The 17,277-nt window shown below is 71.7% G+C and carries 16 protein-coding genes and 1 pseudogene; 7 read left to right on the top strand and 10 right to left on the bottom strand.

All coding sequences use genetic code 11. From position 1 onward, the window contains the following. Positions 1 to 15 precede the first annotated feature (15 nt). Entirely contained in the window at positions 16 to 522 is a 507-nt protein-coding gene (locus ACFFXY_RS14845; RefSeq protein ID WP_382351802.1) for a GtrA family protein, read from the bottom strand. A gap of 49 nt (positions 523 to 571) precedes the next feature. Further along, on the bottom strand, positions 572 to 3,067 hold the full coding sequence (locus tag ACFFXY_RS14850) for a sigma-70 family RNA polymerase sigma factor (RefSeq protein WP_382351805.1): 2,496 nt from the start codon (positions 3,065 to 3,067) through the stop codon (positions 572 to 574). A 368-nt stretch (positions 3,068 to 3,435) separates the two neighbouring features. On the opposite strand from ACFFXY_RS14850, the gene ACFFXY_RS14855 reads away from it, so the two are divergent. Further along, a complete protein-coding gene (locus ACFFXY_RS14855; protein WP_382351808.1) occupies positions 3,436 to 4,266 on the top strand; it encodes a hypothetical protein in 831 nt (276 codons plus the stop codon). A gap of 54 nt (positions 4,267 to 4,320) precedes the next feature. Next, positions 4,321 to 5,010, top strand: a complete 690-nt coding sequence (trmB, locus tag ACFFXY_RS14860) for a tRNA (guanosine(46)-N7)-methyltransferase TrmB (RefSeq protein ID WP_382352026.1) — start codon at positions 4,321 to 4,323, stop codon at positions 5,008 to 5,010. A gap of 9 nt (positions 5,011 to 5,019) precedes the next feature. Here the strand turns inward: trmB and ACFFXY_RS14865 are convergent. From ACFFXY_RS14865 to ACFFXY_RS14885, 5 genes and pseudogenes are all read right to left on the bottom strand, one after another. Beyond that, a pseudogene (locus ACFFXY_RS14865) lies at positions 5,020 to 6,237 on the bottom strand (deoxyguanosinetriphosphate triphosphohydrolase); the annotation flags it as partial. A gap of 54 nt (positions 6,238 to 6,291) precedes the next feature. Further along, positions 6,292 to 8,100 carry a hypothetical protein gene (locus ACFFXY_RS14870; RefSeq protein WP_382351811.1) on the bottom strand — a complete coding sequence of 603 codons (1,809 nt, stop codon included), beginning with the start codon at positions 8,098 to 8,100 and terminating at the stop codon, positions 6,292 to 6,294. A gap of 110 nt (positions 8,101 to 8,210) precedes the next feature. Further along, complete coding sequence (locus tag ACFFXY_RS14875) at positions 8,211 to 8,969, bottom strand: MBL fold metallo-hydrolase (RefSeq protein ID WP_382351814.1); 759 nt, start codon at positions 8,967 to 8,969, stop codon at positions 8,211 to 8,213. A gap of 6 nt (positions 8,970 to 8,975) precedes the next feature. Beyond that, positions 8,976 to 9,779: a glutamate racemase gene (murI, locus tag ACFFXY_RS14880; protein WP_382351817.1), complete on the bottom strand. Its 804-nt coding sequence runs from the start codon at positions 9,777 to 9,779 to the stop codon at positions 8,976 to 8,978. A 109-nt stretch (positions 9,780 to 9,888) separates the two neighbouring features. Then, positions 9,889 to 10,326, bottom strand: a complete 438-nt coding sequence (locus tag ACFFXY_RS14885) for a hypothetical protein (protein ID WP_382351820.1) — start codon at positions 10,324 to 10,326, stop codon at positions 9,889 to 9,891. A 158-nt stretch (positions 10,327 to 10,484) separates the two neighbouring features. On the opposite strand from ACFFXY_RS14885, the gene ACFFXY_RS14890 reads away from it, so the two are divergent. Continuing rightward, the gene (locus ACFFXY_RS14890; protein ID WP_382351823.1) at positions 10,485 to 11,072 is read left to right on the top strand and encodes a hypothetical protein; all 588 of its coding nucleotides are present in this window, start codon (positions 10,485 to 10,487) and stop codon (positions 11,070 to 11,072) included. 143 nt (positions 11,073 to 11,215) lie between these two features. Here the strand turns inward: ACFFXY_RS14890 and ACFFXY_RS14895 are convergent, their stop codons facing one another. The 3 genes from ACFFXY_RS14895 to ACFFXY_RS14905 form a co-directional block, all read right to left on the bottom strand. Next, complete coding sequence (locus tag ACFFXY_RS14895) at positions 11,216 to 12,166, bottom strand: PLP-dependent cysteine synthase family protein (RefSeq protein WP_382351826.1); 951 nt, start codon at positions 12,164 to 12,166, stop codon at positions 11,216 to 11,218. Between the two features lie 15 nt (positions 12,167 to 12,181). Then, entirely contained in the window at positions 12,182 to 12,460 is a 279-nt protein-coding gene (locus tag ACFFXY_RS14900; protein WP_382351829.1) for a MoaD/ThiS family protein, read from the bottom strand. Between the two features lie 98 nt (positions 12,461 to 12,558). Continuing rightward, positions 12,559 to 13,041 (bottom strand): M67 family metallopeptidase, encoded by a 483-nt coding sequence (locus ACFFXY_RS14905; protein WP_382351832.1) that lies wholly within the window; start codon positions 13,039 to 13,041, stop codon positions 12,559 to 12,561. Between the two features lie 157 nt (positions 13,042 to 13,198). On the opposite strand from ACFFXY_RS14905, the gene ACFFXY_RS14910 reads away from it, so the two are divergent. The 4 genes from ACFFXY_RS14910 to ACFFXY_RS14925 all read left to right on the top strand — a co-directional run bounded on the left by ACFFXY_RS14910 (position 13,199) and on the right by ACFFXY_RS14925 (position 17,274). Beyond that, positions 13,199 to 14,494 carry a nicotinate phosphoribosyltransferase gene (locus ACFFXY_RS14910; RefSeq protein WP_382351835.1) on the top strand — a complete coding sequence of 432 codons (1,296 nt, stop codon included), beginning with the start codon at positions 13,199 to 13,201 and terminating at the stop codon, positions 14,492 to 14,494. A gap of 151 nt (positions 14,495 to 14,645) precedes the next feature. After that, the gene (locus ACFFXY_RS14915; RefSeq protein ID WP_382351838.1) at positions 14,646 to 15,416 is read left to right on the top strand and encodes a sporulation protein; all 771 of its coding nucleotides are present in this window, start codon (positions 14,646 to 14,648) and stop codon (positions 15,414 to 15,416) included. Between the two features lie 163 nt (positions 15,417 to 15,579). Next, positions 15,580 to 16,098, top strand: a complete 519-nt coding sequence (locus ACFFXY_RS14920; RefSeq protein WP_382351841.1) for an EXLDI protein — start codon at positions 15,580 to 15,582, stop codon at positions 16,096 to 16,098. A 231-nt stretch (positions 16,099 to 16,329) separates the two neighbouring features. Continuing rightward, positions 16,330 to 17,274 (top strand): ATP-binding cassette domain-containing protein, encoded by a 945-nt coding sequence (locus ACFFXY_RS14925; RefSeq protein ID WP_382351844.1) that lies wholly within the window; start codon positions 16,330 to 16,332, stop codon positions 17,272 to 17,274. Positions 17,275 to 17,277: the final 3 nt, after the last annotated feature.

The following is a 17,277-nucleotide window of genomic DNA, read 5'->3' on the forward strand; positions in this document are numbered from 1 at the left end:
CTTTTGCTCTGCGTCTCAGGCGTTTTCGAGGGCCTCGGTGAGCTTCGGGGTACGGAACACCCAGGTGCGGTACGCGAAGAACCGGAAGATCGAGGCGAGGCCGACGCCGAAGAAGTTCGCCGCGACGTTGACCGCGATGGCGTTGTCGAAGTACTGCGGCCACACCTGCGCGAGGCCGCTGTTGGCCCAGATGCACGCCAGGGAGATGAGCAGCCCGATGCCGTTGAAGAAGAAGTAGAGGCCGTACTGGCGGTGCGCGGCGGCCGAGCCGCGGCGCTCGCGCCAGGTCCAGTGCCGGTTGCCGAAGAACGCGACGGTCATCGCCACGACCGAGGACAGGATCTTCGCCCACCAGTAGGACCAGTCCATCCCCAGGTACATGACGTTGAACAGGCCGAAGTCGATGATGTAGGCGGTGCCGCCGACGCCCGCGAAGCGGATCAGCTCGCCCGCGTGGCGCTTCAGCAGCCCGGTCACTCGGGCCGCGAGGCCGCGGCGCGCGGGGGTGTCGGTGGTGGTCATCAAGCGCCAGGATACCCGTCGCGGGCCCGGTCCGGGAGGGCCGAACGGCTCACTCGTGCGGCTGCGCGAGGGCCACGACGCCGACGATGAACGGGTCGTCGCCGCGCTCGAAGCGGACCACCCCGGCCTCGCCGGTGTGCGCGGAGTAGACCTGCACGTCGACGCCGAACGCGTACCAGTTCGGGTTGTTCACCGCGCCGTTCGCCTTGCACGAGGCGGCCTGGCCGAGGTGCTGGTCGCCTGCGGAGACGCTGTCGCCGCGGCGGTTCGCCGAGCCGCCCCACAGGGTCGCCGCGATGTCCACTTCGCCGCCGTTCTCGATCTCGATCTCCGTGTCGGAGGCGGCCGCGCCGTCGTAGACCGCGACCTCCTTCGCGTCCGCGCCCGGCTCGGCGTAGACCACGGTCAGGGACCAGCCCGCCCAGTGCTGCTCGGCGATGCAGTGCGCGTCGAGACTGATCGGCCAGGTGCTGCACTCGGAGGTCGGGAGCTGGTGGTTGTCGGTGGCGACCCAGTACTCGCCGCCGCCGTTCACCAGGCCCGTGACGTCGGCGAACGCCTGCACGCCCGGCGTGGTGTCGGTGACCGAGTCGGCCGAGAGCGAGGTCCAGGAGCCGCCGGGGCCGTGCAGCGAGACGTCCGTCGGCAGGTCCTCGTGGGCGCCGGCCCAGTACAGGCCCGCCCACTTGACGGTGGCGCCGCCGGGGACGTCGAGGACCGCGCCGGAGGCGGCCTCGCCCTCGCGCCCGGCGGGCGCGTCCTGCGGCTTGTACGCCTTCATCGGCCAGCGGTCGCCCGCGCCGAGCAGCGACGCCTCCTTGCAGCCGGGGACCGAGCAGGTCATCCAGGTGTTCCCGGAGGCCGTGACGCCGGTGGCGTCGAGGCTCGCGTACCCGACGGTGCTCCCGGCGGGGGCGATGGGCACCTGGAGGCGGGTGGTCCCGGAGATCCCCGGGCCGTCCACGGTGACCTCGAAGGTCTGGTAGCCGGAGACGTCCTCAGCGATGCGGATGCGCAGGTTCGCCTCGGCGGGGGACGGCATCTGCGGGATCGTGCAGTGCACGGTGGCCCCTTCGACGCAGGTCCAGCCGGGGTCGGCGGTCTCGGAGGCGAGCGTTATCCCCGGGGGGAAGACGACGTCGAGCGTGACGCGGTCGGTCGCGGCGGCCTGGCCGTGGCCCGCAGTCGCCGACTCCGTCGCGACGGCGGACTCCGCGGTCCGCTCGGTCCGCGGCGCGTACGCGCCGCCGGAGTTCTCGGGCGCTTCGAGGCGGATCGGGAGGATCGCCTCGCCGCCCGCGACGAGGCCGCTCGTGCCCAGGCCGTGCGCGATGCCGTACGCGGCCGGGTCCTCCTCGTCGGGCGCGGGCTCCTCCGCGGGGTCCTCGGGGTCCGGTTCGGGGTCGGGGTCGTCCGGGTCCTCCGGCGCGGGGTCGTCGGGGTCGGGGACCGGGTCGTCCTCGGCCGAGGGGCCGGGCTCGACGGGCTCGGTGACCGCGGGCTCGTCGGGCGCGGCCTGCGGCTCCTCTTCCTCCTCGCCGGAGGTGAGCGCGAAGACCGCGACGGCCGCGACCACCGCGACCGCGGTGCCGGTGGCGAGCGAGCCCTTCGTGCCGAGCTGCTGCACGATCCGGCGGATCCAGTTGAACGCCCTGATGAACGGGGCGGCGAGGAACGCGAACACCCCGCCGACGGCGAGGCCCGCGGCCGAGACCGCGCCCGCCGCGAGGTACGGGCTGGCGGCCTGGCCGAGGAACACCCACGCGATGACGGAGCGCAGGCCCGAGTTGAGCTCGGTCAGCTCCGCGAACAGGAGGTTGCAGGTGACGCACGAGTCGAGGTGGTCGTCCACCTTCTGCACGTCGCGCTCGCCGAGCTTGCCGCGCACGCGCGCGCCCAGGCGGTCCACGGTCCACCGGCACTCCTCGCGCGGGGAGTCGGCGGCGTGCTCGGTGAGGTAGTTCTGGCGGAGCTTCTCGCGGGCCCGGTACGCGAGCGCGGAGACTCCGTTCGGGGTCATGCCGAGCATCGTGGCGATCTTGGCCGGGGAGTCCTCCTCGACCTCGGTGTGCCACAGGACCATCCGCCAGCGCTCGGGGAGCTTCCCGAAGGCGAGGGCGGCGTAGCGGCGCTCCTGGCCCTCGACGGCGGGGTCGACGTAGATCTCGCCGGAGTCGTGGGCGGTGAGGTCGTCGGTGAACTCGACCTTCTTGTCGCGGCGCACGCGGTCGTAGAAGGTGTTGCGGAGGGTCTGGAGCATGTAGGGGCGGAAGGCGAGGTCGGGGCCGCCGCCTTCGCGGAAGGTGTGGAGGAGTTTCGCGAAGGTCTCGGAGACGAGGTCGTCGGCGCCCGCGGGGTCGCGGCTGAGGATGCGTGAGAGGCGGCGGGCGGCGTGGACGTGGCGCTCGTAGAGGACGGCGTAGGCGGTGGTGTCGCCGCGGCGGGTGGCGGCGATGAGCTCGGGGTCGGAGAGCGCGGCGGGGACGTCGCCGGGGGCGTCGGGTCCGGGGCCGCGGGGATCGCCGGCGGGGACGGTCTCGGGCATCGTGCGCCGGTGCTCCTTCCTGGTTGCGCCGAGCTCGTACGATCGGGGGGCTCGGAGGCGTCTCGCTGGTGAGGCGCCGCGGGTCGTCTTGATTGGAGGAGTTCTCGCTGTCTCCCTTGGGTTAACGAGCGAGTCGGCCTCCGGTTGCGCCCCGCTCCGCCGAGGTTCGGGCAGGCGGCGAACAGGACATTCCTCGGAGTTTAGGGCAAAAACCCGTCATAGCCGTGAATTGTGATGCGATTGTGACCATGTGTGATGGTATTGGGACTTCCCGCCCGGGTTCCAGGCAACTGTCGGAAATACGTCAGGCGATTGCGTACCGTTGGGCGACGCATGGTGTGATGCGAACGACGCGAAGGAGGTGAGCGATGCCCGCATCGGTACTGCTGGCGCTTCTGGTCGGAACCGCCCTGCTGGCCCTGACCCCGGCCCTGGTGCGCCGCTACGACCCCGACGAGCGGATGATCGCCGACCGGGCCTCCTCCGACGCGCGCGTGCTCGACCGCGAAGGGCACCGGCCGTCCCGTCCCGCCTCCCACCGGACCGTCGCGCTCGATCCGGGAACCGACCCCGCAGAACCGGAGGAAACGGACGGCTCACTCGACGATCTCCTTGACTCCCAACGGCCTCAGCGCGTTTCAGGCGCGCGCGGGTGGGAGCGGCGCGGCACGCGTAGCGGCGACTCGGTACGGTTGGTCTCCGACCAGTCGTTGACCGGCGAGGACCCCGAGATGCACGAGCAGGCCAGGCTCCGGCAGATGCGCGCCGAGTGGTGGCGGCGGCGACACCGCCGCATCCTCTACGTGCTCATAGCCCTTGCCCTGCTGGAACTCGCCGGCGTGGCGATCGGCGGGCCGGGCTTCTGGATCGGCGCGGGGCTCTCCCTCGCGGCGCTGGGCGGGTACGTGTGGTTCCTGCGCGAGCGCGCGAAGCGCCTGCGCCCCAGGCGGCCCAAGGCGATGATCACCGCCGAGCCCGAGCACGAGGAGGTCGGCCCGCCGACCTACGTGCCCGAGCAGCCCGACGGCGACTACGCCGACGAGGGGTACGTCGAGGAGGACACGCGCGAGTCGTTCCTGTTCGCCGACGACGAGGACGACGAGCCCGCTCCCCCGCCGCGCCCCGACCCGAGGCGCCCCGAGGGCTCCGGAGGCGTGCGCGGCCGCTCCTACGAGGCCCCGGCGAAGCTCGAACGCTGAGGCGCGTCGTTCGGGGACGGGTCACAACCGCCGCACCGCTAGACTTGCGCGGTTATGCCTGATGAGGAACCGCAGCACCGCCACATCCTGACGTTCAATTTCCGCCAGGGCCGCAACAAGCCCCGCCACGACGAGGCGTTCGCGCGCCTGTGGCCGCGCTACGGCCTGGAGTGGACGCCCGAGGACGGCCGGATCGACCCCGCCGCGCTGTTCGGCCGCACCGCGCCCCTGGTCCTGGAGATCGGCTCGGGGAACGGCGAGGCCGCCGCCGCGATGGGCGACGCCGACCGGGACCGGGACCTCCTGGCCGTCGAGGTGTACCCGCAGGGCATCGCCGACCTCATGGACCGGGCCGAGGAGCGCGGCCTCGACAACCTGCGGATCTACCAGGGCGACGCGCTGCCGCTGCTGTGGGAGGGGCTCGCCCCGGAGTCCCTGGACGAGGTGCGGGTGTACTTCCCCGACCCGTGGCCGAAGAAGCGCCACCACAAGCGGCGGATCATCCAGGCCGAGCACGTGGCGACCCTCGCCGCCCTCCTGCACTCCGGCGGGCTGTTCCACTGCGCCACCGACATCGCCGACTACGCGGAGCAGATGCTCGACGTGCTCTCGGCGGAGCCGGCGCTGGAGAACACCGAGGAGGGCTTCGCGGCCCGCCCGGAGCGGCGCCCCGTGACGAAGTTCGAGCGGCGCGGCGTCAAGGCCGGGCGCGACATCTTCGACCTGGTGTTCCGCAAGAAGTAAGGACGCCGTCAGGCGGCGGTGCCAGGACTGGGCCGACGCGTCGGTCAGGGACGCGACCTGGTCGACGACGGCCCGGAGCTTCGCCGCGTCGTCGGCGGCCGCGTGCCACAGCTCCGCGAACATCGGCTCCATCGCCTCGGGCCCGCGCTCGCACAGGAGCGCCACGAGGTCGTGGAGGATCTCGCGCTGGCGCGTGTACCAGGACTCGTCGGTGCGCGGGCGCATGACGTACCGCCAGGCGATGCCCTTGAGGAGCGCGCACTGGAGGCGCTCGCGCTCGGGGACGACCAGGTCGGCGTCGTAGCGGCGCAGGGGCCCTTCGCCGAAGCGGTCGCGGGTGGCGCGGACCGCGCCGTTGACGAAGCGGCCCACCAGGTTCGAGGTGAAGTCCTTGAGGACGACCATGGCGGCGAACGAGCCGTCGTAGTCGTGGAGGCCCTCGGTGACGGGGTCGCGCAGCAGGTCGCGCAGGGCCTCGCGGAGCGTCGCGGTGGACTCGTCGGCGTACCGGCCCGCGACGTCCTCGCAGACGGCGGCCTGCTCGTCGGCGTCGTCCATGAGCTTCGCGAGGTTGATGTAGCCGCCGTGGAGGCCGTCCTCCACGTCGTGCACGGAGTACGCGACGTCGTCGGACCAGTCCATGACCTGCGCTTCGAGGCAGGTGACGCCTTCGGGGACGCCGCCGCGGACCCAGTCGAACACGGGCCGGTCGTCCTCGTAGACGCCGAACTTGCGCACGCCGGGCCGGGCGGGCCACGGGTACTTGCAGGCCGCGTCGAGGGAGGCGCGGGTGAGGTTGAGGCCCGCGGAGCGCCCGTCCGGGTCGAGGACCTTCGCTTCGAGGCGGGTGAGGACGCGGAGGGTCTGGGCGTTGCCCTCGTAGCCGCCGCAGGGCCCGGCCACCTCGTGGAGGGCGTCCTCGCCGTTGTGGCCGAACGGCGGGTGGCCGAGGTCGTGGGCGAGGCCCGCGACGTCCACGACGTCGGCGTCGCAGCCGAGCGCGGACCCGAGTTCGCGGGAGATCTGGGCGACTTCGAGGGAGTGGGTGAGGCGGGTCCGCAGGAAGTCGTCGGTGCCCGCGGTGTGGACCTGGGTCTTGTCGGCGAGGCGCCGGAACCCGGCCGAGTGCAGGAGGCGGGCGCGGTCGCGCTGGAACGGCGAGCGGGTCGACCCGGGCTCGGGCACGAGCCGCGCCGCGGAGGGCCACTGCTTGGCCAGCGGGTGCAGAGCGGGATCGGTCACGCTGTCGAGCCTAGCGCGACCGATCCCTTGTGCTCGCGGCTAATCCGCCAGGTACAGGCGCAGGACGCCGGTGCCGTCGCCCCCGTCGGAGCCGTGGGCCCACGCGAAGGCCGAGAGCGCTTCGGCGCCTTGGAAGTCGTCCGGGTAGGTCTCGGCCGCGGCGGCGAGGTCGACCCAGACCGCGAGCGCGGACTGCTCGGGCGCGACGGCGGCGAAGTCGCTGAACCGGGGGTCCTCGGCGAGGGTCCCGGACGCGGTCTCGCTGCCGGTGTAGGAGATCTCGGAGCCCTCAGCGGTGACGCCCTCGGGGAGGGTCGCGTCCTCACTGGCCAGGGACTCCTCGACGAGGGCCTGGAGGTCGGCGGCGCGGTCCTCGGCGAGGTGGGCCGAGACGAGCAGGGACTCGGGGTTCATGCCCTCCTCGGCGTCGAAGTCGCCCGCGAAGGAGAGGCTGGCCCCGGCGAGGAGGTCGGTGAAGCCGGTGACCATGGCCTCGATCTCCTCGGTGTCGGGCCCGTAGTCGTAGTCGTCGACCCACGGGTCCTCTTCGGTCCCGGCCATCCAGTAGCGCTCGTCGAGTTCGAGGTAGCGGGTCTCCTCCTCGGCGGTGAGCGTCGAGTTGTAGTAGCCGGTCTGGAGTTCGAGGTACTCGGCGTACTCGTCGGCGGTGAGCGGGTCGCCCGCGGGGACGGCGGGCTCGGCGTAGTCGTCCACGCCGTAGAGGCCCTCGTAGGCGTCGAGCCACTCGCTGGTGAGCTCGCCGATGTTCTCGGGGATGTACGCGGTGGCGGCGACGTCGGCGGCGGGCAGCTCGCCCATCCCGGCGAGGAGGTCCTCGGAGCCGGTCCACGGGTCGTCCTCGCCGCCGAAGAGGCGGTAGGTCAGCTCGAAGCCCTCGTCGAACGCGGAGAAGCCCGCGATGAGCTGGCCGGAGTAGAACTGCGAGAACATGTCCGCGTCCGCGCCGGTGAGCTCGGCGAGCTCGCCGACGGACTCCATGTCGACCCAGTAGACGGCGAGCTGGTCGCCGTCGAGCCAGGCGCGGGCCTCCTCGTAGGAGGCGGACGCGGAGAGCGGGGCGGACCCGGCCTCGGACTTCGCGGCGTCGAGCGCGGCGCCCGCGCCCGTCTCGCCGACGACCATGAGGACGTGGTCGTCCTCGACGGTGTAGGCCATCTGGTCCTCGTCGAGCCCGGCGGCGGCGCGGAGCTTCGCGAGGCCGTCCTCGGCGGCGCCGGCGTCGGTGCTGGCGAGGCTCACGACGGCGTACGGCTGCCCGTCGTGCTCCCACATGGCGAGGCCGTGGCGGCCGCCGAGCCAGGAGGAGAGGTCCTTCTCGGCGTCCACGCCTTCGAGGCCGGACTCTTCGAGGAGGTCGGCCAGGAGGTCGTCGGTGGAGTCGTAGTCGAGGTCGTCGAATTTGGAGAGGTGCTCCAGGAGCTTCGGCGTCTGGTCGAACGACGGGTCGAGGTTGAGCTCCATGTACATGCTCGCGGAGGCGGGGAAGCTCTCGGCCGGGTCCGGCCCGCCCTTGAGGACGAACTTGAACAGGACCACGGCGCCGACGGCGGCGAGGAGGACCACGGACAGGATCGTCGCGACGGCGACCTTGGCGCCCCTCCCGCCGCGGGGCGGGGGCGGGGGCGCGGGCGTGTACGCGCCCGGCGGCAGGTACGGCGGCTGGCCGCCTCCGGGCGCCTGGGGCGCGCCGGGCTCGACGTACGGGACCGGCTGCGGCGCGGGGCCGGGCTGGTAGTACTGCTGCGGCGCGGGAGACTGCTGGTACTGCGGGTACTGGGGGCCGCTGGGCGGCCCCTGGTACGGCGGGGGGCTGGGTTGACTCGACATCCTTCGACGCTACGGCGCGCGCGCAACGGGCGTATCCCGGGAACGTGCCAAACCGGCGTCAGCGGGCCCGCTGACCACCCGGACGGCTGAACCGCCGGGCCGCCGCGGCCCTAGAACTCGAAGACCTGCCCGGGGCGGACGACGTCCACCGGGCCGGTGTACGCGGCCTTCGCCTCGGCGAGCGTGGACTCGCGGGAGTTCCACGGCTCCACCAGGTGGGTGAGCAGGAGGCGTCCGGCGCCGGTCTTGGTGGCGTACTCCCCCGCCTCCTTCCCGGTGAGGTGCACGTCCTTCGGGTTCTCGCGGCCCTCGACGTAGGACGCCTCGGCGAGGAGCACGTCGCAGTGCGCGGCGAGGGTCTCCAGGGCCTGGCAGGGCCCGGAGTCGGAGGTGTACGCCAGGGACGACCCGGCGTGCTCGACGCGGATGCCGTAGGTCTCCACCGGGTGCGCGACCCGGTCGACGGTGACGCTGAGCGGGCCCAGCTCGAAGCTGCCGGGCGCGAGCTCGCGGAAGTCGTAGACGTCGCGCAGCGACGGGTGGCACAGCTCGCCCTGCCCGCCGTAGGCGGCGACGATGCGCTCGCCGACCCCGGTGGGCCCGTACATGGGCACGGGGTGGCCGGGGGCCTCGGGCGCGTAGCGGCGCATGACGGCGTAGGCGCACGCGTCGAAGAAGTGGTCGGCGTGCAGGTGGGTCACGACCACCGCGTCGACCAGGTGTGGATCGAGGTGCTTCTGGAGCTCACCGAGCGAGCCGGTGCCGAAGTCGATCAGCAGCCGGTAGCCGCCCGCCTCGACCAGGTAGGCCGAGCAGGGCGTGTCGGGCGCCGGGAACGAGCCGGCGCATCCGATGACCGTGAGTTTCATGGCAGATCACACCTTGTCCAGTACGGCTGCGGCCGCGCTCGGGAACAGGTTCCCCAGGAACCGCCTGGAGGTCCTGGTGAACGCCTCCGGGTCCCCCGTGGCGAGGAACCGGTGCGCGGGCGGGACTGCACTGGAGGTCAGCAGGTCGTGCTCGGTGAGCACGCGGTAGAGTTCGCGGGCGCACTCGCTTGCGGAGTTCACCAGTGTCACGTCCTCTCCCATCACCAGTCCTATGAGTCCCGACAGCAGCGGATAGTGGGTGCAGCCCAACACGACCGTGTCGATGTCGGATTGCTGTAGCGGCTCAAGGTACCCCTGGGCGAGGCCCAGGAGCTGTCGGCCGGTTGTCACACCGCGTTCCACGAAATCCACGAAGGCCGGGCAGGCGACGGCGGTCACCTCGACGTCCGGGACGGCGTTGAAGGCGTCCATGTACGCGCCCGACGAGATCGTGGAGACCGTCCCGATCACCCCGACCCGGCCGGTCCGCGTCGTGGCGACGGCGCGGCGGACGGCGGGCCGGATGACCTCCACGACAGGGATGTCGTAGCGGTCGCGGATGTCGGCCAGGCTCGCCGCGGAGGCCGAGTTGCAGGCGATCACGAGCGCCTTGACCTCCTGTTGGACCAGGTGGTCGCAGACGTCGAGGGACAGCTTGCGGACCTCGGCGATGGGCCTGGGACCGTACGGGACATGGGCGGTGTCGCCGACGTAGACGAGTCGCTCGGCCGGCAGCTGTTCGCTGATCGCCCGCGCGACGGTCAAACCTCCGACACCGGAGTCGAAGATCCCGATGGGCGCGTCGTTCATGGGCTCCGAGAGTACGTCCAAACCGGGGTTCCGCGCCCCCGCTCGCCACGGGAATGTCGTCAAAATGACAACGTGGCGCTCGCCACATTTTCGCTGGACGCAAGCGCTATTAGGCCAGCCGCAGCATCGCGAACGCGGCCAGGAGCGTCACCGTGGAGGCGGCCATGAACATCCAGGGCACGCCCTTGAAGCGCACCGTCGCGAAGGCCATCATGGCCAGGAGCATCCCCACGACGCCGACGGAGATGAACGCGGGCGTGAACCAGTCCGGGCCCGAGCCGAACACCTTGAACAGGCCCACGATCGCGGAGGCGACCCCCGCGAGGACGAGCACGAGCGCCCAGATCGCGACGCCCGCGAGGCGGCGCAGGCGCACCTCCGGGCCCTCGGCGCGGGTCTTCGGGGCGGCCGGGTCGACCGGGATGGACAGGCCCCGCCGCGGAGTCGGCTCCGACTCCGGTTGCGGCGCAGCGCCTTGGCGTGGAAGCCCGCTGGCCGTGCCGCTCGCCGCGCCGATGGTCAGGGTTCGCTGGTCGCCGGTGGTCATCGGACCAGGCTAGCAACCCACTGAGGACTGCTCAGGAGTGGACCTGCGCGGTGCGGACCGCGCCGCGGCGCGCGGGACGGGCCGGGGCGGCTGTGACGGATGGGAGCGGTGGGCCGTGAGCGGATGGACACGCATCGATGTGGACTAGGCTCCGGCGAATGCCGATCTCCTTCGATGCCACCGGTCTCCAGCAGATCGGACCCACCGCCTGGGCCAACCCGGGCAGCGACGACAAGATCGAGGTGAAGACCGTCGAGGGCCAGGCGTTCGAGCCCTCCTGGATGCACGACCTCGGGGCCTTGCGCCGCGGCTTCGCGGGCATGTACGGCGAGGCCGGGTGCCTCATCGAGCTGGAGCGCTACGAGATCGTCGGCGTCCCGGTGATCTACCAGGTCGTGAAGGTCCCCCACCCGGCGCTCCCGGCCGGGCAGGTCTTCATGGCGATCTACACCGTCCCCAAGACCCCCGTGTACGCCCAGTTGATCTACGCCGCCGCCGAGTCCGGGATGACCGGCCTGCGCGAGGCGACCCTCATGGCCCAGCTCGGCATGCCCGCCGACTGGACCCGGCCCCACCCCTTCGACCCGTCCCTGCGCTCGCGCCTCCCGTTCCACCGCGGCGACGACCCCGCGTTCGACCGCCAGTTCCCCGACCACCCCCTCTCCCGCGCCCGCGCCTGGGCCGGCCACATCGGCCGCACCATGCGCATCGACCCGGCCTTCGCCGCGCAGGCGAACCTCGGCTGACCGCCTCCGGCCGGGCGCTGTCGCACCCCCGAGGCATCGTTGAAGCCGGGGGCGACTCAGCGCCGACACGCCCGACCGCGTGGGCCGCAAGCGAAAAGGCCGGGCCCGCGCGATGCGCGAGCCCGGCCTCGGGAATCGATGTGTCAAGCCCACACCTGGCCGTCGAGGGCGTCCACCGCGTCGTCCAGGACGTCGGAGTAGGCGCCGGTCGACAGGTACTTCCAGCCGCCGTCGGCCACGAGCAGCGCGATGTCCGCGTCGCGCCCGGCCTTCGCGGCCTCGCGCGCCAGCGCCAGCCCCGCGTGCAGGACCGCGCCCGTGGACAGGCCCACGAAGAGCCCCTCCTCGGACAGGACCTCGCGCGTGCGCCGCAGCGCGTCCTCGGTGCCGACGGACAGCCGCCGGTCGAGGACGGTCTCGTCGTACAGCTCGGGCACGAAGCCCTCGTCGAGGTTCCGCAGCCCGTACACCAGCTCGCCGTACCGCGGCTCTGCGGCGACGATCTGGACGCCCGGCGCGTGCTCGCGCAGGTACCGCCCGACGCCCATGAGCGTCGCGGTGGTCCCCAGGCCCGCCACGAAGTGCGTGATCTCGGGCAGGTCCGCGAGGATCTCGGGGCCGGTGCCCTCGTAGTGGGCGGCGGCGTTCGCCGGGTTCGCGTACTGGTTGAGCATCACCCAGTCGGGCCGCTCGGCGGCCATCGCGCGGGCCTTCGCGACCGCGGCGTTGGAGCCGCCCGCGGCCGGGGAGAACACGATCTCGGCGCCGAACGCCCCGAGGAGCTGGCGCCGCTCCATGGAGGTGTTCTCGGGCATGACCGCGACGAGCTTGTAGCCCTTGCGGCGCGCGATCATCGCGACGGCGATGCCGGTGTTGCCGGAGGTCGGCTCCAGGATCGTGGCGCCGGGGTGGAGGAGGCCGTCGCGTTCGGCGGCCTCGATCATCTTCGCGGCGACGCGGTCCTTGACCGAGCCGGTCGGGTTGGCGCCCTCCAGCTTGGCCCACAGCCGGACCCCGGGGGCGGGCGACAGCCGCGGCAGACCGACCAGGGGCGTGCCGCCCGTGGTCGCGGTGATGTCGTCGAAGCGTGCCACGGCGTTCCCTCCGTCTTACATGCCGCCCGCGACCGCGGGCAGGATGGTCACGGAGTCGCCGTCGGCCAGCTTGGCCTCCAGGCCGCCGATGAAGCGGACGTCCTCGTCGTTGATGTAGACGTTCACGAAGCGGTGGAGCGCACCCTCGTCGGTGACCACCCGGGCGCGCAGGCCGGTGTAGCGGGAGTCGAGGTCGGCGAACAGCGCGCCGACGGTCTCGCCCTCGCCGGAGACGAGCTTCTCGCCGTTGGTCTGCGGGCGCAGGATGGTCGGGATGCGGACTTCGATGGACATGCGGGTTTCCTTTGTTCCGTGAGCAGCCTCGTGGACGCTCGAATTGTCTGGCGCGCAGCCGAACGCTGCATGGACCTGGTCCGCCCGGGGGCGGGCGCTCAGTGACAGTCGTAGACCGTGGAGTCGGGGGTGTGCGCGAACTTGTAGCTCTGGACCGCCTCGGGCGCGCCGGTGACCTCGATGGGCTCCTCGGTGATGACGCCCTCGGCGATGCGGAAGGACCGGACCTCGGCGGTCTCGGGGTCCTTCGTGGTGACGAGCACGTAGTGGGCGCCGGGCAGGCCCAGCTCGGAGGCGATCCCGGCGTCGGAGCGCGACGGGTAGGCCTCGGTGTGGGTGTGGGAGTGGTAGGCCACGACGACTTCCTCGTCGTTGTCCCACATGCGGTCGTACTCGCGCTTCCACTCTTCGGAGTCGAACTCGTAGAAGGTGGTGGAACGGGCAGCGTTCGTCATCGGGACGTGCCTCTGAGGCGCTCCCGTGCCCTCGGGGCCGGCGATGATGCCGCACGCCTCGTCGGGATGGTCCGCGCGGGCGTGCGCGACCATCGCTTCGACCAGCTCATGCGCGATCCGCAACACGTCAGCAAGCGTACACGCGGCGGCACCCGCGCTCCAGCCCTCGTTCAGAGCGTGAGACGAACCTCCCGACCTGCGGCGGGAGGGAATAATCGCGGGGCCGCGAGGGCCGCTCGCGCACCGGGCCCGGGCCGGGCCGGGGTGCATTACGCTCACCCCTATGTCCGTCACGCTGCCGCGAACGCCCCTGTACACCGACCACTACGAGTACACGATGCTGGAGGCCGCGCTCCGCGACGGGACCGCCGGGCTGCCGTGCGTGTTCGAGGTGTTCGGGCGCCGCCTGCCCACCGGCCGCCGCTACGGCGTCGTGGCCGGGATCGGCCGCCTCGGCGAGGCGATCGAGCGCTTCCGCTTCGAGGACAGCGACCTGGAGGACCTGACGTCCCGCGGGGTCGTCAAGGAGTCCACGGCCGAGTGGCTGGCGGACTACCGCTTCAAGGGCGACGTCGACGTGTACCCCGAGGGCGAGCTGTACTTCCCGGGCTCGCCGATCGTGACGGTGACCGGGACGTTCGCCGAGTGCGTGCTCCTGGAGACCCTGACGCTCTCGATCCTCAACCACGACAGCGCGGTCGCGAGCGCGGCGGCGCGGATGGTGACGGCGGCGCGCGGCCGCCCGATCCTGGAGATGGGGTCGCGGCGCACGCACGAGGCGGCGGCGATCGCCTCGTCGCGGGCGGCGTACCTGGCGGGGTTCGCGGCGACCTCGAACCTGGAGGCGGGCCGCCGGTACGGGGTGCCGACCTCGGGGACGAGCGCGCACGCGTTCACGCTGCTGCACACCTCGGAGGTGGCGGCGTTCCAGGCGCAGATCGACGCGTTCGGGACCGACACCACGCTCCTGGTGGACACGTACGACATCACGCAGGGCATCCGCAACGCGGTGGCGGTGGCGGGGCCGCGGCTGCGGTCGATCCGCATCGACTCCGGCGACCTGGACGTGATGGCCACGAGCGCGAGGGAGCTGCTCGACGAGCTGGGCGCGAAGGACACGAAGATCGTGGTCTCCGGCGACCTGGACGAGTACTCGATCGCGGCGCTGGCGGCGGCGCCGGTGGACATCTACGGCGCGGGCACGGCGGTCGTGGTCGGGTCGGGGGCGCCGACGGCGCAGCTGGTCTACAAGCTCGTCGAAGTGGAGGGCCGGGCGGTCGCGAAGCGCTCGGAGCACAAGGGCACCAACGGGGGCCGCAAGATCGCGGTGCGCCGGCACAAGCCGACGGGGACCGCGGTCGAGGAGGTCGTGGTGTCCCAGGGGGTCCCGGATTCGCAGCCGGGCGACAAGCTCCTCCAGACGCCGATGTTCCGCGGCGGGGAGCTGGTGGAGCAGCCGACGCTGGAGCAGTCGCGGGAGCTGCTGCGCCAGCGGCTCATCTCGATCCCTTGGGAGGGCCTGAAACTGTCCCCCGGCGATCCGGCGATCCCGGTCGTGCAGCGGCACGGGGACGAATAGTTCCTTTTGCGCCCCACGGGATCGGGGCGGTGGGGTAGCGGCTACGCTGCGCCTGAAACACACTGGCCTGGGCTTCCGGGATACGATGCGGTTGCCCCCTGTCCGTGTTCCCCCGCGACGTTCCCGCGATCCTCCGAAAGGAACCGCCCCAATGGTCTTCAGCAAGCTCAAGCAAATCCTCGGCAGCGGCATCGAAGTCGACACGCTCCTGCACGAGAAGCACGTCGTCCCGGGTGGGACGCTCAAGGGCGAGGTCCGCATCTCGGGAGCCGAAGTGGACGCCGCCGTCGAGAGCGTCGAGATCGAGTTCACCGCACTGGTCGAGGACGACTCGAAGGGCGAGGACGCGACCGCGGTCCACGACTACTTCAAGGCGGAGGTCTCGGGCAAGTTCGACCTCGCGAAGGGCACGGCGCACCCGATCCCGTTCGAGGTGCAGGTCCCGTGGGAGACCCCGTTCAACAACGTGGACGTGCGCCCGCTGGTGGGCGGCATGAAGCTCGGCGTCTCGACGCACCTCGCGCTGGACCAGGCCCTGGACAAGGGCGACCTGGACTGGCTGACGGTGGAGGCGCTGCCGGTCCACAAGGCGGTGTGGGAGGCGCTGGAGTCGCTCGGGTTCGCGTTCCAGGAGACGGACCTCGAACTGGGCACGATCCAGGGCGCGACGGTGCCGTTCTACCAGGAGGTCGAGTTCTGGGCGACCGAGGGCGAGTTCCACGAGCGCATCCGCGAGCTGGAGGTCGTGTTCGTGGTCGGCGAGGCGAGCACCGACGTGGTGTTCGCGGCGGACAACTCCGCGGAGCTCCTGGCCCCGGACCTGAACTCGACGATCCGCTTCTCGGTGCCCACCGACTCGGCGGACGTGGTCGAGACCGTCAAGGCCCAGCTGACGCAGCTGGCGGCCCAGAAGGGCGTGTAGCACCAGCTCAGGACTATCGGAAGGCGGCCTCGCGAGCACTCGCGGGGCCGCCTTCTCCCGTGCCCGGAGGGAATTTCGGGGGCCGGGCTTGCACATCTCTACGTATACGTATAGTCTATGCGTATACCGAGGGCGACCCCTGGAAGGAGGTTAAGATGCCGCTATGCCCAACAAGACGATCTACGTCTCCGACAGCGACCTGCCGATCTACAACCGGGCGCAGGAGCTCGCCGGAGGCAACCTCTCCAAGGCCATCTCGACCGCGCTGCGGCGCTACGTCGACGCCGAGGAGGGGCGCCAGGAGGGCTACGAGGAGATCACCGTCCGCGTCGGCCCGGGCACCGGGAAGAACCGGCAGCGGCAGCGCTTCACCGGGGTCAAGCTCGGCGAGTGGGTCAACTCGAACAACCGGACCGCCGAGATCCTCCGCGTCTACCGCTCGAAGTCCGGGAAGTTCGTGCTCCACACCGAGAAGACCCCGGACTACACGCACCTGACCGACGAGACCGGGTGGCGCAAGCTCCTGGGCCTCGGCGAGCAGACCTATGCCATGAACACCGGCGAGTCGACCCTCGTCGTGGTCGACACGCTCCAGGAGCTCAAGGCGAAGATCCCGGCCGAGCTGTACGAGATGGTCGCGGCCAGCGCCGAGGCGCCGCCCGTCCAGGACCTCGACATCTAGCCGCCGCAGACGCGGGGCCGAAGCGGCCCCCGAACTGATCCGCACCCGACCAGACCGGGGCGGAGCCCTGCCCGCCGAACATCCACATTGGACTCCTGACACTCCTCCCGGCGCCCCGTCAGGGCCGTGTCAGCCCCGTGTCAGCGGCCGCCGCCACAGTACTCACATGCCCGGCGAGGCACACCGAGCCGGAACCGAAGACCACCACCGAACACCCCGGAAGAAGGAATCATGACCACCACCAAGACCCCGGCGATCGAGGCGGAGCGCCTCACCAAGTCCTACGGCGAGAACGAGGTCCTCAAGGGCATCGACATCCAGGTCCCCGAGGGGACGATCTTCTCGCTCCTGGGCCCCAACGGCGCCGGCAAGACCACCACCGTGAACATCCTCTCCACCCTCATCCCCGGCTCCGGCGGCCAGGCGCGCGTCGGCGGGTTCGACGTGGCCGGCCAGGCCGACTCGGTCCGCGGCATCATCGGCGTCACCGGCCAGTTCGCGGCCGTCGACGGCCTGCTGACCGGGCGCGAGAACCTGCGGCTCATGGGCCGCCTCAACCACCTGCCCAAGCAGGAGATCCACCGCCGCGCCGAGGACCTCCTGGAGCGGTTCGACCTGGTCGAGGCCGCCAAGCGCCCGCCGGCCACCTACTCCGGCGGCATGAAGCGCCGCCTCGACATCGCGATGTGCCTCATGGGCGACCCGAAGATCATCTTCCTCGACGAGCCCACCACCGGCCTGGACCCGCGCAGCCGCCGCACCATGTGGCAGATCATCCGCGACCTCGTCAAGGGCGGCACCACGATCTTCCTGACCACGCAGTACCTCGAAGAGGCCGACGAGCTCGCCGACCGCATCGCGGTCCTCGACGGCGGCAAGATCGTCGCCGAGGGCACGCCCGAGCAGCTCAAGCGGCTCATCCCCGGCGGCCACGTGGGCCTGCGGCTCCACCGCGCCGACCAGGTCGAGCACGCCGCCCGCGTCCTCGACGCCGGCTCGTTCGACGCCGACCAGCTCACCGTGCAGGTCCCCACCGACGCGTCCGTCGACTCGCTGCGCAAGATCCTCGACACCCTGGACCGAGAGGGCATCGAGGTGGACGAGTTCACCGTCCACACCCCCGACCTCGACGACGTCTTCCTGTCCCTCACCGGCCAGGCCAAGGCCGACGCGTAACCC

The sequence above is a fragment of the Glycomyces mayteni genome, from assembly GCF_042428885.1.
Lineage (GTDB): Bacteria > Actinomycetota > Actinomycetes > Mycobacteriales > Micromonosporaceae > Glycomyces > Glycomyces mayteni.

Bases quoted from the DNA above. Each gene is read 5' to 3' on its own strand.
- ACFFXY_RS14900 (WP_382351829.1), bottom strand. From the start codon at position 12,460: ATGTCCATCGAAGTCCGCATCCCGACCATCCTGCGCCCGCAGACCAAC.
- ACFFXY_RS14925 (WP_382351844.1), top strand. From the start codon at position 16,330: ATGACCACCACCAAGACCCCGGCGATCGAGGCGGAGCGCCTCACCAAG.
- trmB (WP_382352026.1), top strand. From the start codon at position 4,321: ATGCCTGATGAGGAACCGCAGCACCGCCACATCCTGACGTTCAATTTC.
- ACFFXY_RS14845 (WP_382351802.1), bottom strand. From the start codon at position 522: ATGACCACCACCGACACCCCCGCGCGCCGCGGCCTCGCGGCCCGAGTG.
- ACFFXY_RS14855 (WP_382351808.1), top strand. From the start codon at position 3,436: ATGCCCGCATCGGTACTGCTGGCGCTTCTGGTCGGAACCGCCCTGCTG.
- murI (WP_382351817.1), bottom strand. From the start codon at position 9,779: ATGAACGACGCGCCCATCGGGATCTTCGACTCCGGTGTCGGAGGTTTG.
- ACFFXY_RS14850 (WP_382351805.1), bottom strand. From the start codon at position 3,067: ATGCCCGAGACCGTCCCCGCCGGCGATCCCCGCGGCCCCGGACCCGAC.
- ACFFXY_RS14890 (WP_382351823.1), top strand. From the start codon at position 10,485: ATGCCGATCTCCTTCGATGCCACCGGTCTCCAGCAGATCGGACCCACC.
- ACFFXY_RS14885 (WP_382351820.1), bottom strand. From the start codon at position 10,326: ATGACCACCGGCGACCAGCGAACCCTGACCATCGGCGCGGCGAGCGGC.
- ACFFXY_RS14910 (WP_382351835.1), top strand. From the start codon at position 13,199: ATGTCCGTCACGCTGCCGCGAACGCCCCTGTACACCGACCACTACGAG.
- ACFFXY_RS14915 (WP_382351838.1), top strand. From the start codon at position 14,646: ATGGTCTTCAGCAAGCTCAAGCAAATCCTCGGCAGCGGCATCGAAGTC.
- ACFFXY_RS14875 (WP_382351814.1), bottom strand. From the start codon at position 8,969: ATGAAACTCACGGTCATCGGATGCGCCGGCTCGTTCCCGGCGCCCGAC.
- ACFFXY_RS14870 (WP_382351811.1), bottom strand. From the start codon at position 8,100: ATGTCGAGTCAACCCAGCCCCCCGCCGTACCAGGGGCCGCCCAGCGGC.
- ACFFXY_RS14920 (WP_382351841.1), top strand. From the start codon at position 15,580: ATGCCCAACAAGACGATCTACGTCTCCGACAGCGACCTGCCGATCTAC.